This is a genomic window from Sutcliffiella rhizosphaerae (assembly GCF_917563925.1).
In the GTDB taxonomy this organism is placed as follows: Bacteria; Bacillota; Bacilli; order Bacillales; family Bacillaceae_I; genus Sutcliffiella_A; species Sutcliffiella_A rhizosphaerae.
The window spans coordinates 1-14,208 of record NZ_CAKJTJ010000029.1; the positions used below are offsets into that span (position 1 = coordinate 1).

The 14,208-nt window shown below is 37.6% G+C and carries 12 protein-coding genes; 4 read left to right on the top strand and 8 right to left on the bottom strand.

Annotated elements, in window-relative coordinates; all coding sequences use genetic code 11:
• Positions 1-462: 462 nt before the first annotated feature.
• The 8 genes from LRP81_RS18230 to dnaA form a co-directional block, all read right to left on the bottom strand.
• Entirely contained in the window at positions 463-1,536 is a 1,074-nt protein-coding gene (locus tag LRP81_RS18230) for an HD-GYP domain-containing protein (RefSeq protein ID WP_230503800.1), read from the bottom strand.
• A 77-nt stretch (positions 1,537-1,613) separates the two neighbouring features.
• Positions 1,614-4,109 (bottom strand): DNA gyrase subunit A, encoded by a 2,496-nt coding sequence (gyrA, locus tag LRP81_RS18235; RefSeq protein WP_230503802.1) that lies wholly within the window; start codon positions 4,107-4,109, stop codon positions 1,614-1,616.
• 114 nt (positions 4,110-4,223) lie between these two features.
• Positions 4,224-6,149 (bottom strand): DNA topoisomerase (ATP-hydrolyzing) subunit B, encoded by a 1,926-nt coding sequence (gene gyrB / locus LRP81_RS18240; RefSeq protein ID WP_230503885.1) that lies wholly within the window; start codon positions 6,147-6,149, stop codon positions 4,224-4,226.
• Between the two features lie 108 nt (positions 6,150-6,257).
• On the bottom strand, positions 6,258-6,554 hold the full coding sequence (gene remB, locus LRP81_RS18245; protein WP_230503804.1) for an extracellular matrix regulator RemB: 297 nt from the start codon (positions 6,552-6,554) through the stop codon (positions 6,258-6,260).
• Positions 6,517-7,638, bottom strand: coding sequence for a DNA replication/repair protein RecF (gene recF / locus LRP81_RS18250; protein WP_230503806.1), 1,122 nt, complete (start codon positions 7,636-7,638; stop codon positions 6,517-6,519). The genes remB and recF overlap by 38 nt, the downstream gene beginning before the upstream one ends.
• A gap of 17 nt (positions 7,639-7,655) precedes the next feature.
• Positions 7,656-7,868, bottom strand: coding sequence for a S4 domain-containing protein YaaA (yaaA, locus tag LRP81_RS18255; protein ID WP_230503808.1), 213 nt, complete (start codon positions 7,866-7,868; stop codon positions 7,656-7,658).
• A gap of 201 nt (positions 7,869-8,069) precedes the next feature.
• The gene (dnaN, locus tag LRP81_RS18260) at positions 8,070-9,206 is read right to left on the bottom strand and encodes a DNA polymerase III subunit beta (protein ID WP_230503810.1); all 1,137 of its coding nucleotides are present in this window, start codon (positions 9,204-9,206) and stop codon (positions 8,070-8,072) included.
• Positions 9,207-9,394: 188 nt separating this feature from the next.
• Positions 9,395-10,741 carry a chromosomal replication initiator protein DnaA gene (dnaA, locus tag LRP81_RS18265; protein ID WP_230503812.1) on the bottom strand — a complete coding sequence of 449 codons (1,347 nt, stop codon included), beginning with the start codon at positions 10,739-10,741 and terminating at the stop codon, positions 9,395-9,397.
• Between the two features lie 1,173 nt (positions 10,742-11,914).
• Here dnaA and rpmH point away from each other — a divergent pair.
• The 4 genes from rpmH to jag all read left to right on the top strand — a co-directional run bounded on the left by rpmH (position 11,915) and on the right by jag (position 14,122).
• Complete coding sequence (gene rpmH, locus LRP81_RS18270) at positions 11,915-12,049, top strand: 50S ribosomal protein L34 (RefSeq protein ID WP_010197888.1); 135 nt, start codon at positions 11,915-11,917, stop codon at positions 12,047-12,049.
• Between the two features lie 203 nt (positions 12,050-12,252).
• Positions 12,253-12,597 carry a ribonuclease P protein component gene (gene rnpA / locus LRP81_RS18275; RefSeq protein ID WP_230503815.1) on the top strand — a complete coding sequence of 115 codons (345 nt, stop codon included), beginning with the start codon at positions 12,253-12,255 and terminating at the stop codon, positions 12,595-12,597.
• A 107-nt stretch (positions 12,598-12,704) separates the two neighbouring features.
• On the top strand, positions 12,705-13,487 hold the full coding sequence (gene spoIIIJ / locus LRP81_RS18280) for a YidC family membrane integrase SpoIIIJ (RefSeq protein WP_230503817.1): 783 nt from the start codon (positions 12,705-12,707) through the stop codon (positions 13,485-13,487).
• Positions 13,484-14,122, top strand: a complete 639-nt coding sequence (gene jag, locus LRP81_RS18285) for an RNA-binding cell elongation regulator Jag/EloR (protein WP_230503819.1) — start codon at positions 13,484-13,486, stop codon at positions 14,120-14,122. Before spoIIIJ ends, jag begins: the two co-directional genes overlap by 4 nt.
• Positions 14,123-14,208: the final 86 nt, after the last annotated feature.

The following is a 14,208-nucleotide window of genomic DNA, read 5'->3' on the forward strand; positions in this document are numbered from 1 at the left end:
AACTCTCCAATAAAGAGTTTGAGCTGTTGCTCAAAAATCTTGCTAGCTTGTTACTTAATTTCGTTCATGTTAACTATTAAAAGTTAACGTGGACGCTGTTGTTTTGTTTAGTTTTCAAAGAACACTTTTTTAGTTTGTCGTTTTTAAAGCGACTTCACTAATATATCATTTATCAGCTTTCTCGTCAACTCTTTTTTTCTGTGTTTTTTAAAACTGAAAAGTGAAGTGACAACTTGTTGCGGCTGACTTGATTGATTATAGCATGTGGGTAATCCGGATGCAATTACTTTTTTAATATATTTTTAGAAAAGCTCCTTGCCCCCACTTCCCGGCGCAATACAGATTTTTGATAATGTTTGCAAAAGCAACAAAGTTTATGAAAAAAAGCCAAAAAGAAAAGAAGACGAATCCTTTGTTTATCCGCCTTCTTTCACATCTTTCTATAAGTATAAAACGAAATAATCAACGTATTACTTCTTCTATAAAAATATCAAGCTCATGGCTTAAGCTAATAAACTTACCAGTCTCTTCTTCTCTTACCATTGGTCGTGACGGGAAGGTTGAATCCGTGAAAACAACTTCTGCCGCTTTATCGTTTGATAGCAAAATTTTATCCCCGACACTAAAGTTACAGACATTTTCAATTAACGCTTTGACAATCGCTAAATCATATTTTCCGAATGTTTCCTGCTTCAGCTGTTCTACCACTTTAAATGGAGACTGTTTACTACGATATTTTCTAGGAGAGGTCATAGCGTGAAATACATCCGCTACTGAAAGTATTTTCGTATATGAATGAATTTTTTCTTCCGATAGACCGAAAGGATACCCGCTTTTATCATAGCGTTCGTGATGCTGCAACACTGCAAGTTTTATTTCATCTTGAATGACAGGCTGCTTACTGACCATTTGATAACTGAAAATTGGATGTTCCTTAATTTGAGCAAATTCTTCTTTTTTTAGCACTGCTACATTTTTAAGGATTTTCGGATCAATTTTGGACATCCCGCAGTCCATAAGAAACCCAGCAATACCGACTTGTATAATATCTTTTTTACTATTTCCAAGAACATTTCCTATTGCTGCAGCAATTAAGGCTACTGCCACTGAATGATGATAGATATAATCTTCTTCATTACTATAATGATAGACTGTGAAAACTTCATTTTGATACTGTAAAGATTTTTCAATTAACGGAATAATGGTTTTTCTTACGGAAGCATAATCTATTGGCGTACCTGATTCCCAACCTTCAAACATCTTTTTGTAAGCTTGCGTTGCTTTAAAATACATTTGTAAGAAAGATTCTTCTTTCGGTGGCTTGTTTTCTAACATGGATAAAAGATGTGGGTTAAAAGGTTGCCCATTTGATAGAAATGCTTCTATTTCTACTTTTTCGATAAGGAAGGATTCCAGAATTTCGATGTGATGGTTGGTTAGGACTGTTCTTTTGGTCATGATAGGTTTTGTGCTAATAGCCTTTACTTCCTGTGCCAGAATACATCCTTCTACCAACTGATCTGTTCTTACTAACATGAACGTACCTCTCTCCCTATAAACAAAGAGGAACACAATGTAAGTGCTCCCCTTTTTAGAGTTAATTCTAATACTAGTTATTCTTCGACCTGGTCGGTAGAAATTCCTTCTTCATTTCCTATGTCTTCTGACCCATCTTCTGACTCTTCTTCTTTATCAACACGTGCGACCGTTGTGACAAATTCGCTTTCATCCAGACGTATCAGCTTTACTCCTTGTGTGTTACGTCCCATTTGGGATATACCGTCCACAGACATACGAATAAGGACTCCACTAGCTGTAATCAGCATCAGATCTTCTTCCGTTGAGACGGTTTTAACCGCAACTAATTCCCCGTTACGTTCGGTTATATTGCAGGTCTTTATACCTTTTCCGCCACGACTTTGGATACGATATTCTTCTGCTGGTGTACGTTTACCATAACCGTTTTTCGTAACAACGAGAACATCTAGACCTTCATCAAGTAGTTCCATTCCGATTACTTCATCGTTTTCAGAGATGCTTATTCCCTTTACTCCTGTTGCCGTTCTACCCATGGAACGAACATCCGTTTCGTGGAAGCGAATAAGCATTCCATTTTTAGTACCAATAATCATTTCTTTCGTTCCATCTGTCATTTTAACAGATATCAGTTCATCATTATCACGTAATCCGAGGGCGATCAAGCCACCTTTTCGGATGTTTGCAAATTGAGATAATGGAGAGCGCTTGGAAATACCGTGTTTAGTAGTGAAGAATAGGTACCAATCATCTACAAAGTCTTCCACTGGAATAATGGCATTTACCCATTCTCCTTTTTCCACTTCTAGAAGGTTAATAATCGGAATACCTTTTGCGGTACGGCTAAACTCTGGAATTTCATAGCCTTTTATGCGGTATACTTTTCCTTTATTAGTGAAGAATAAAATGGTATCGTGTGTAGATGTCGTTAATAAATGTTCAACAAAGTCATTTTCATTGGTACCCATTCCTTGTACACCACGGCCTCCTCTTCTTTGGCTGCGGTAGGTAGATATTGGCAGTCGTTTCACATAGCCGTTATGTGTAAGGGTAATAACGATATTTTGACGGGGAATTAGATCCTCATCCTCAATATTCTCAAGTCCTCCAACGACAATCTCCGTACGACGTGTGTCATTGAAACGCTCTTTTACCTCTGTAAGTTCTTCGCGAATAATTTCCAACACTTTTTCTTCATCTGCAAGAATTGCTTTAAGTTCTGCAATCAGTGTCATAAGGTTTTGGTATTCTTCTTCAATTTTTTCACGTTCTAAACCAGTTAGACGTTGCAAACGCATATCTAAAATTGCTTGTGCTTGTTTTTCAGTTAATGAGAACTCCGTCATTAATCCTTCTCTTGCGATATCAGCAGTTTGTGAGTTACGGATTAATGTAATAACTGCATCTAGGTGGTCAAGTGCAATTCTCAAGCCTTCTAAAATATGTGCTCTTGCTTCTGCTTTTCTAAGCTCAAAAGCAGTTCTTCGCTTGATGACTACTTTTTGATGCTCTAGATAGTAGTACAGGCACTGTTTTAGGTTCAAGACTTTCGGTTCCCCATTTACAAGGGCAAGCATGTTGATACCGAAGCTTGTTTGTAAGGACGTCTGCTTATATAAATTATTTAACAATACATTCGCATTGGCATCCCTTTTAACTTCTATCACAATACGCATTCCGTTACGATCAGATTCATCACGTAAGTCGGAGATGCCATCTAATTTTTTGTCACGGACAAGATCAGCAATTTTTTCAATCAACTTCGCTTTGTTAACCTGGTAAGGAAGTTCATGAACAAGGATTACTTCTCTGCCGTTTGGCTTTGTTTCTATTTCTACTTTCGCACGAATAGTTATTGAGCCACGACCAGTTTCATATGCTCTTCTAATTCCACTTCTTCCTAAGATTTGACCGGCAGTAGGAAAATCTGGACCAGGAATGATTTCCATTAATTCCTGGATCGTAATATCTGGATCTTGACTCACCGCAAGGACTCCATCAATAATTTCACCTAATTGATGAGGCGGAATATTAGTCGCCATCCCTACTGCAATCCCGGAAGCTCCGTTTACTAGTAAGTTTGGAAAACGAGCAGGAAGGACAATAGGCTCTCTTTCGGAACCATCATAGTTATCTTGGTAGTCAATGGTATCTTTATTGATATCACGTAAGATTTCCATTGAAATTTTCGACATTCTTGCCTCTGTGTAACGCATCGCTGCTGCAGCGTCCCCATCGACAGATCCAAAGTTTCCGTGACCATCAATTAACATATAACGGAAGTTGAAATTCTGTGCCATACGTACCATCGTATCGTAAACGGCAGAATCACCATGTGGATGGTATTTTCCTATTACTTCCCCAACGATACGTGCAGATTTTTTATAGGCTTTATCTGCTGTCATACCAAGATCATTCATCGCATATAAAATACGGCGGTGAACTGGTTTTAACCCATCACGCACATCTGGAAGTGCACGGGAAACGATAACACTCATAGCGTAGTCTAGGAATGAGGTTTTCATTTCCTGACTAATATTGATTTCTTTGACTTGAGAGGAATTCTCAGACATATTACGAACCTCCTTGCGAATGATCAATTCAATGATTGATTTCGCTTTCGCTCTACTCTATGTAAATAGCAGGATAGTAGTGGACTATCCCGCATTGTTCCGTATTCAAAAATATTAAATATCTAAATTTTTCACATAACGGGCATTGTCTTGGATAAAGTTTCTTCTTGGCTCTACTTTATCTCCCATAAGGATTTCGAATGTTTCATCTGCTTCAATAGCGTCTTGAAGGCTTACTTGTAATAACGTTCTCGATACAGGATCCATCGTCGTTTCCCAAAGCTGTTCAGGATTCATCTCTCCTAATCCTTTGTAACGTTGGATACCGGCTTTTGGCTGATCAGACATCGTCGCAAGTACTTCTTCTAATTGACGGTCATTGTATGCATATTCAATTTTCTTGCCCTGCTGAATTTTGTAAAGTGGTGGCTGGGCAATATAGATATAGCCATGTTCAATTATTTGACGCATGTAGCGATAGAAGAACGTTAATAATAATGTTCTGATATGCGCACCATCTACATCGGCATCTGTCATAATGACGATTTTGTGATAACGTGCTCTCGAAATATCAAAGTCTTCACCAATTCCTGTGCCAAGAGCTGTGATGATAGCACGAACCTCATTATTAGAAAGGATCTTGTCCAATCGTGCTTTTTCTACGTTAATAATTTTTCCACGTAAAGGCAAGATTGCTTGGAAGTGGCGATCTCTTCCTTGTTTCGCAGATCCACCAGCAGAGTCACCCTCTACGATATACAATTCGCTTATGGATGGATCTTTTGACGAACAGTCTGCCAATTTACCTGGAAGACTAGATATTTCAAGTGCACTTTTTCTTCTAGTCAATTCTCTAGCTTTCTTTGCCGCCATGCGAGCACGGGAAGCCATCAAACCTTTTTCGACGATTTTTCTTGCAGCCGATGGATTCTCTAGTAAAAACCCTTCAAACTTTTCAGTGAAAACAGAGTCCGTAACTGTTCTAGCTTCACTATTACCAAGCTTTGTTTTCGTTTGTCCTTCAAATTGAGGATCTGGGTGTTTAATAGATACGATCGCTGTCAAACCTTCACGAACATCTTCACCTGTTAGATTACTATCAGCATCTTTAAAAATATTGTTCTTCCGTGCATAATCATTGATAACTCTCGTTAAGGCAGTTTTAAATCCAGACTCGTGGGTACCACCTTCATATGTGTTAATGTTATTGGCGAAAGAATAAAGGTTGCTAGTATAGCTGTCATTATATTGCAACGCTACTTCGATGGAGATATTATCTTTTTCCCCTTCTACAAACACTACTTCTTCATGAATAACTTCTTTCGTACGGTTCAAATGCTCCACATAGGAAGCAATTCCGCCCTCATAGTAATATTCATTTTTCTTCGGCGTTTCTTCGCGCTTGTCCTCAATAGTGATGCGGATTCCTTTGTTAAGGAAAGCTAATTCTCTTAAACGGTGCGCCAATATATCATATTCATACACTTGCGTTTCTGTAAAAATTTCGATGTCAGGTGTGAAATGAGTAATCGTACCTGTGATATCCGTCTCCCCGATTACTTTTAAATCGGCATTGGGTACACCTTTATTGAATTTTTGATAATGAATTTTACCTTCACGATGAACAAAAACTTCAAGCTCCGAAGAAAGGGCATTAACAACAGAAGCTCCTACTCCATGCAGCCCTCCTGATACTTTATAGCCTCCGCCGCCGAACTTTCCGCCTGCGTGCAAGACAGTCATAATAACTTCAACTGCTGGACGGCCCATTTTTTCATGTGTTCCAACAGGAATACCACGTCCATTATCTTTTACCGTAATGCTATTGTCTTTTTCAATGGTGACATTAATTTCTGAACAATATCCAGCTAAAGCTTCGTCTATACTGTTATCAACTATTTCCCAGACAAGATGGTGCAGACCCTTTCCACTCGTTGATCCGATATACATACCAGGTCGTTTACGAACCGCTTCGAGTCCTTCAAGTACCTGTATATTACTCTCATCATAATTATTTTCTTGCAATTCTTTTTGGTCCATCGTCATTTCAATCACCTTCACTTTTTATTTCAACTCAACAGACTGTATCTTAAAAAAAGCTTTTCTCGGCTTAATAGATCGAGTAGTCACTTTCAAAAAAAGCCTTTACTAATTTACTAATTCCGTCAATGAAGCATCCATTCTTTTCTTCAAGGTCGTTGAGGCTAGTGGGGAAAAGTAAATGGCCTCATCTGTAATCACCACTGACTTCACATCATGCTTACTAATATTTTTAATAGATTTTTTGGCAGCTGATGGAAGTGTATTTTCCCATTCAGATTGGAGCAATCGCCGGTCAAATATAGCAACTACCTTGGAAGCACGAACCATCACTTCTTCCCCTATATGCAAGTACATACTTTTCACCTCAACTTTTTCTCTTGATGGAACCCGCAACGACTTCATATGTTGCCGCCTGCTTTAATGTTTCATGGTCAATTCCATCCACATTAGTCGTTGTAACAAATGTTTGAACCTTTCCTTGGATCGTATTTAACAAATGAGATTGCCGATAATCATCTAGTTCAGACAACACATCATCCAAAAGCAGGATCGGATATTCTCCCACTTCTGAGTGTATTAAATCAATTTCTGCTAATTTTAGCGAAAGAGCAGTCGTCCTTTGTTGTCCTTGTGATCCAAATGTCTGAACGTCTTTTCCGTTCACTTGAAAGAGCAAATCATCACGATGGGGTCCAAAAAGTGTCACGCCTCTTTCTATTTCTCTATCTTTTATTTTATCAAACTTTTCGTTATATGCTTCTATCATTTTCGACAAGTTTGATGTTTCTGATACATAATCAATAGATGGTTTGTATATTATGGACAATTCTTCCAAACCCCGGCTGATACTATGATGTATCGGTTGTGCCCAGCCTTGTAGCAGCCCGACAAATTCCTGTCTCTTTTCGGTAACACTTGCCGCTAGCTCAATTAATTGTTCTGTTAAGACAAAAAGCATAGTCTCATCTTTCTGTTTTTTTGTCTGCAGCAATTTTAAATAATGATTACGCTGTTGTAATACTTTTTGATACCTCGAAAGATCGTGCATGTATCTAGGAGACACCTGACCTAGTTCCATATCAATAAACCGCCTGCGAACCTGCGGACTACCTTTTACAAGGGTTAGATCTTCTGGTGCGAACATTACAATATTCATGTTCCCGATATACTGACTTAATTTAGACTGCTCTATATGATTAATTTTTGCCTTTTTCCCTTTTTTACTGATGACCAGTTGCATAGGTAGTGGTCCATTCCGTTTATGTATCCTACCTTCTATTTTACCATACTCTTCATCCCAGCTGATAAGTTCTTTATCATTGGACGTTCGGTGTGATTTTGCCATTGCCAAAACATAGATAGACTCCATCACATTTGTTTTACCTTGTGCATTTTCTCCTAAAATAACATTCACACCGTTTTCAAAAACGGTGTGCAGGCTCTCATAATTCCGATAATTTTTAAGCGTTAGCTCTTCAATAAACAATCTGTTTCACCAACTTTTCAGGAAACAACAAGAAAGCTTCCATGACCGTCTATTTCTACAACATCATCCACTTTAAGTTTTCTTCCTCTTCTGTCTTCCAATTCTCCGTTCACTTTCACTTCATATTCAGATAAAAACCATTTGGCCATTCCACCTGATTGGATGACATCTGCCAGCTTTAAAAATTGCCCAAGCGTAATTATCTCTGTAGAAATTTGTACTTCCGTCATTTTTTTGCGCTCACTTTCGTTTTATAAAATTGCTCTGTTACGCAGAACAAAAGTTCAACCCGTTCATTAACAAAGCATTACGTTTTTACGAATTCCTTTATGTCTACTTCTTATTGTACTAGAACTTTTCCATATAGAAAAGAAAGCTACTAGTATTATCCGCTAGCAGCTTTCTCAGTAGTCATATTTTTATGCAAATTATTAATAGGTTCTAACTGGAAGGATTAATTGCATCATCGAATCATCATGCAACGTTTTAATGACGAATGGTCTCATGGCGCCAGTGAAGTTAATTTGGATTTCATTTCCTTCGAGGGCTTTTAACGCATCCATCATATATTTTGCACTAAAAGATATCTTCAATTCTTCTCCAGCTATGGAATTACTTTGTACTTGTTCAACTACTTTCCCAACTTCAGGAGAATTGGAGGATACCTCTAATGTATCTGCTTCAAGTGTAGCAAGCTTTACGACATTGTTTCTTCCCTCTCTTGCTAGTAAGGAAGCACGATCAATTGCTTGAAGGAAGTCTTTTGTTGTGACTGTGATGTCCGTTTTACTTTCAGATGGAATCAATCTTGATGTATCCGGATAGTTCCCTTCCAACAATCTGGAGAAGAACAGGATATTTTTCGCTTTAAATAATACTTGATTTTCCGTAACAACGATATCAAGCGGCTCACTTGTGTCATCCAATATTTTATTTAATTCATTTAAACTCTTCCCTGGTATAACAACATTACAGGAGATTTCATTTTCAGCTTCTACCTTTGCTTTACGCATAGCAAGGCGATGGCTATCTGTTGCAGTACAGGAAAGCTCATGATTTTCCACCTTCCAGTTTACACCTGTCAAGATAGGGCGTGTTTCTGAGGTGGACACTGCAAACACTGTTTGTCTAATGATGTTTTTTAGAAGGTCTGTTGGCATACGAAATACATTTTGTTCTTCAATTTGTTGCAAATGCGGATATTCTGAAGCATCCTGACCATTTAAGTTGAATTCAGATTTACCAGAACGGATCGTTGTTACATGTTGGTTTTGTACCTCGATTTCAACCGTATCCATTGGTAATTTCTTTATGATTTCACTAAAAAATCTAGCTTGTAAAACGATACTTCCAGCACGTTGGACTTCCACATTCTCCGTTCCTTCTTCTTCGCATGGAATAAACGACTCGATGGAAATATCAGAATCACTACCGGTTAATGTAACTCCTTCTTCGGTTGCAACGATTTTAATCCCTGTCAAAATAGGGATCGTTGTTCTGGAAGAAACAGCTTTTAAGACGTCTTGGACACTTTGGACAAGCTTATCGCGTTGGATAATAAATTTCATTTTCATCCTCCTTAAAGGGCAGGTCTATTTATATTATTTTTATAATAAAAAATCGTAGAAGTAATAGTAGGGCCTGTGAATTTGTGGATAAGTCACTTTATTTATTACTGGTGAAGATATCCACATGTTGATAACCTGTGTTTATCCTTTGCACAGTTATGCACAGTTTCCACTTCCAGATGCTAGTATTAATTTTTTAATGTTTCAGCAATAGATTTAATTTGCTTTTGTAAGGATGTGTCATTCTTAATAAGATTTGAGATCTTTTCATGGGCATGAATAACGGTTGTATGGTCACGTCCACCAAACTCTTCCCCAATCTTAGGTAGGGAAAAGTCTGTGAGTTCTCTCGATAAGTACATGGCAATCTGTCGAGGGAACGCCACCGATTTGGTTCGCTTTTTTGCTTTAAAATCTTCTAACTTTATATTATATTCTTCGCCAACAGTTCGCTGAATGTCATGTATGGTAACGATTCTTGGTTTGGAGCTTGGAATGATATCTTTTAAAGCTTCTGCAGCCAGGTCGGCATTGATATCTTTATTGATGAGAGAGGAATAAGCGACAACACGAATTAACGCCCCTTCCAACTCACGGATGTTCGAGTCAATTTGATTGGCAATATAAAGCATCACTTCATTAGGAATATCTAGCCCTTCCGCCTTAGCCTTTTTGCGTAAAATGGCTATTCTTGTCTCTAAATCTGGCGGCGTGATATCAGTAATTAGTCCCCACTCAAACCTTGATCTTAAGCGGTCCTCAAGCGTTGGGATCTCCTTTGGAGGACGATCGCTGGAAATAACGATCTGCTTACTTTCTTCATGCAATGTATTAAATGTGTGGAAAAATTCCTCCTGGGTTTGTTCTTTTCCAGCAAGAAACTGAATATCATCAATAAGCAAGACGTCTACACTTCGATATTTATTGCGAAAATCGACTGCTTTATTGTCCCTGATAGAATTAATAAATTCATTTGTAAACTTTTCAGATGACAAATAAACCACCTTTGCAGCAGGATTATGCTCAATTACATAATGCCCGATAGCATGCATTAAGTGGGTTTTGCCAAGACCAACGCCCCCATATATGAACAAGGGATTGTATGCTTTTGCAGGTGCTTCTGCCACAGCCAAAGAAGCTGCATGAGCAAACCTGTTACCAGATCCAATGACAAAAGTGTCGAATGTATACTTTGGGTTCAACATATTTTGTGGTATATCAATCGGATCATCATCTTTTTTTGCTTTTGCTGGAGGAGACTTGATCTCTATCTCTTCTTCCGGTTGATTTTGGGGAATAATAAATTTTATAGAAAGTTCTTCTCCAGTTATGTCTGAGATGGTTTCTCTAATCAGATTGGAATATCTGTTTTCTAACCAGTCCCGTGCAAAATCATTCGGAGCGGTAATAACGAGATTATCACCTTGCAAAGAATGTGCTTTTGTACTCTTTAACCACGTTTCAAAGCTAGGTTTGCTTATTTTTTTCTCTATATGACTTAAAGCTTTCGTCCATAAATCTGAGATATTTTTCACCTTGAATCCCCCCTTCTTAAGGAACTTGCTCTGCTATTTGTTGCTGACACTTGCTTTACTTGCGGGACTCCATTAATCGATTCCGTCCACTATAGTATGAGCCGTGTTTTTTGAGCCTCATAACATAATAAGTACGCATGCGTCTTGTACTTTTGAATTAAAAAAAGTGCTTATCTGTACAAGTTTTGTATTACAAACACTCTGCTAGAAAAACACCTGTTGTATGTTTATTCATCCATATACTGTGTAAAACATATAATATAGTAGAAAAGTAGTTTTCGACAAAAAACCACACCTGTGGACAAATACTTACACACACCTTTGGATAACTATCCACACGTTATCCACAATCTGTGGAAAACTATTTTCTGATAAATAATTATAAAGAGTGAAAACACAAATATAATATCAAAAATTCCCTTATGTTGCAATTGCTTTTTCGTATTATCCACAATCACAACAAGTTGTGGAGAAAAGTTGTCCACAACACTATATACTGTGTAAACCTTGTCGATAAGTGCTGTGGATGACGAAATTACTCGAAAAAAGTTATTCACAGCCCCAAAAAAAGTTTCATGCATAACGGAATTTTTTTCTAAAAAACATGATTGCTAAAATATCTACATACCTTTGGATCCTGCGGAAGCTTTGGGACAGATGGAGAAGTGTTTGTTGGGAACTAATGTTGGATATACAAGCCAAAAAATTTAAGTTGGTGAGAAATATGGACAAGTTTTCGCCAACTTAAATTTTTTGGTGTACTGTGTGGGACATTGATATGAAAATGAGGCTTTTATTTAAGAAATTCAGTGAAAAATGAGTATTATCAGCGATATTGATTTTTTTCAAGCGAAAATGAATTTAATACGAAACTATTTGCTGAATTACCCATTAAAGAAGCCAGTGGTACTGATCTCGACTCCTAGCAGTTTTTACTATCTAAAAAGAAAAGGTTGATTTGTGATGTTGTGGCACTTATACTTACAAATGGGAAGTTGACATTCCGATGGTATATTCTCTATAATTATTAAGACTGTCTGTAAAGAATATTTTTATTATAGGAAAGCAGGACTTTCCACAAGTGTTGAAAAACAGCTTATAAATGTCTTACGATCATATAGTGATGTTTTTCCACGAAACATTGAAGTTATTCCTCAGGGAGGTGTCACAGTAATGAAAAGAACGTTTCAACCAAATAATCGCAAACGTAGTAAAGTACACGGTTTCCGTGAGCGTATGAGTTCTGCAAACGGACGTAAAGTTCTTGCACGTCGTCGCCGTAAAGGAAGAAAAGTATTATCAGCATAAGGCCACTGAATGTCAGTGGTCTTTTTTACTAATTTAAGAAAGTGTCTTTTTGGAAGGTAGGACAAGTTCTAACTCCAGCCCTGAGCGTTATGCGCTTTTTTACGTTAGCCTAACTTTTTTGTTATTTTTTTTGATAAATTAAGAAAGAATGGTGTAAAAAGAACGCAAAACGTTAGAGGGTGTAAGACAAAAGGAGGCACATGGTGAGGAAACAACAAAGAATTAAAAAGAATAAAGATTTTCAACATGTGTTTCAAAAAGGAAAATCAATGGCGAATCGCCAATTTGTCATTTATGCGGTCAAACAAGAAGGGCAATCAGAATTTAGGGTTGGTCTATCTGTAAGCAAAAAAATTGGAAACGCTGTTACAAGAAATCGGATAAAACGACTTATCAGGGAAGCTATCCATGAGTTAAAAGATAGATTGCCTGTTGGTATAGATTTAGTTGTAATTGCTCGAAAGCCGACAGCAGAAATGTCGCTGGAAGAAGTAAAAAGCAGCCTGCAACATGTCATAAAAAAGCTTCCGGGACTTTCTAAACCTTAATAGCTAAAATAATGTGTTGGAAGTGTGACAGATATTCTATTTGCTAGATAAAAGTGATAGGATGTAATAGGAATTATTTTTTTTGTGTAAAAAGGAGGAAAAAGAGGTTGAAGAATCGAATATGGCTACTGATAGCCCTAATTGGACTTGTAGTCTTTCTAACAGGCTGTACTGAAATAAATCAGCCGATCACCAAAGATAGCCAAGGCTTCTGGAATGAATATGTAGTCTATCCGCTATCCTGGTTAATTACTTATTTTGCTACTTTGCTTAACAATGACTACGGATTATCTATCATTATTGTAACGTTACTAATAAGATTTGCTATTTTACCACTGATGATTAAACAAACGAAGAATGCTAAAGCGATGCAAGCACTGCAACCTGAGATGAAAGCACTTCGTGAAAAATATAGTTCTAAAGATCAAAAGACGCAACAAAAACTTCAACAAGAAACTATGGCTATGTTCCAAAAGCATGGAGTTAACCCGCTTGCAGGGTGTTTTCCATTAATCGTTCAAATGCCAATTTTGATTGGATTTTTCCATGCAATCACACGTACTACTGAAATTGCAAACCACACGTTCTTATGGTTTGACTTAGGAAATCCGGACCCTTATTATATCTTGCCTGTTGTTGCTGGTATTACAACATTTATCCAGCAAAAAATCATGATGGCTGGTATGGATAATAACCCGCAAATGGTCATGATGCTTTGGATTATGCCTATCATGATCGTTGTGTTCGCTATTAATTTCCCGGCAGCTCTTTCATTGTACTGGGTAGTAGGTAATATCTTTATGATTGTACAAACTTACTTTATTAAAGGACCAGAGTTGCGTAAAGCAAAAGAAGCAGCTGCTGGAACTGCAGGAGGAACGAAAAAGTGAAGGAAATAACTGCAACTGGTCCAACTGTCGAGGAAGCTGTCCAATCTGCTTTAGCTCAACTTAATACAACTGAAGACCGTGCAGAAATTACAATCGTTGAGGAAGGCAAGAAAGGTCTCTTTGGATTGTTTGGCACCAAACCTAGTGTTGTCACTGTCAAATTGAAGCAAGACCCTGTTGAAGAGTCAACGAATTTCCTGAAAAAAGTTCTAACTGAAATGAACATTATTGCTGAACTTGATGTGAAGGTGGAAGGAAGAAACATCTCCATTAATATCAGTGGTGAAAAAACGGCTTTAATAATTGGAAAAAGAGGACAAACTCTTAATTCCTTGCAATATTTGACACAAATTGTAGCCAATCGTTTCTCAAGCCAATACCTTTCAGTAGTGATCGATGCAGAAGGCTACCGCCAAAAGCGGAGAGAAACTCTGGAGCAGCTGGCAGAACGACTGGCGGAAAAAGCATTAAGAACGAAACAGGATGTCCATTTAGAACCGATGCCTTCTTTTGAACGCAAAGTGATGCACTCCATCATTTCGGCATTTCCTGAGGTGGAAACATATTCTGTTGGCAAAGAGCCAAACCGTTCACTTGTAATTACGATAAAAAAGAATAAAGTAAGTAACAATTAAACGATTATAAAAAGCTGTTTCAGAGCTATCCTCTGAAGCAGCTTTTTTGTTAGTAAAAGAAGCTCATTTTAAGTGATTGAACAACA

Coding starts and splice junctions, on each gene's coding strand:
- yaaA (WP_230503808.1), bottom strand. CDS start 7,868: ATGACGGAAGTACAAATTTCTACAGAGATAATTACGCTTGGGCAATTT.
- dnaN (WP_230503810.1), bottom strand. CDS start 9,206: ATGAAATTTATTATCCAACGCGATAAGCTTGTCCAAAGTGTCCAAGAC.
- remB (WP_230503804.1), bottom strand. CDS start 6,554: ATGAAGTCGTTGCGGGTTCCATCAAGAGAAAAAGTTGAGGTGAAAAGT.
- gyrA (WP_230503802.1), bottom strand. CDS start 4,109: ATGTCTGAGAATTCCTCTCAAGTCAAAGAAATCAATATTAGTCAGGAA.
- LRP81_RS18230 (WP_230503800.1), bottom strand. CDS start 1,536: ATGTTAGTAAGAACAGATCAGTTGGTAGAAGGATGTATTCTGGCACAG.
- rpmH (WP_010197888.1), top strand. CDS start 11,915: ATGAAAAGAACGTTTCAACCAAATAATCGCAAACGTAGTAAAGTACAC.
- gyrB (WP_230503885.1), bottom strand. CDS start 6,149: ATGGACCAAAAAGAATTGCAAGAAAATAATTATGATGAGAGTAATATA.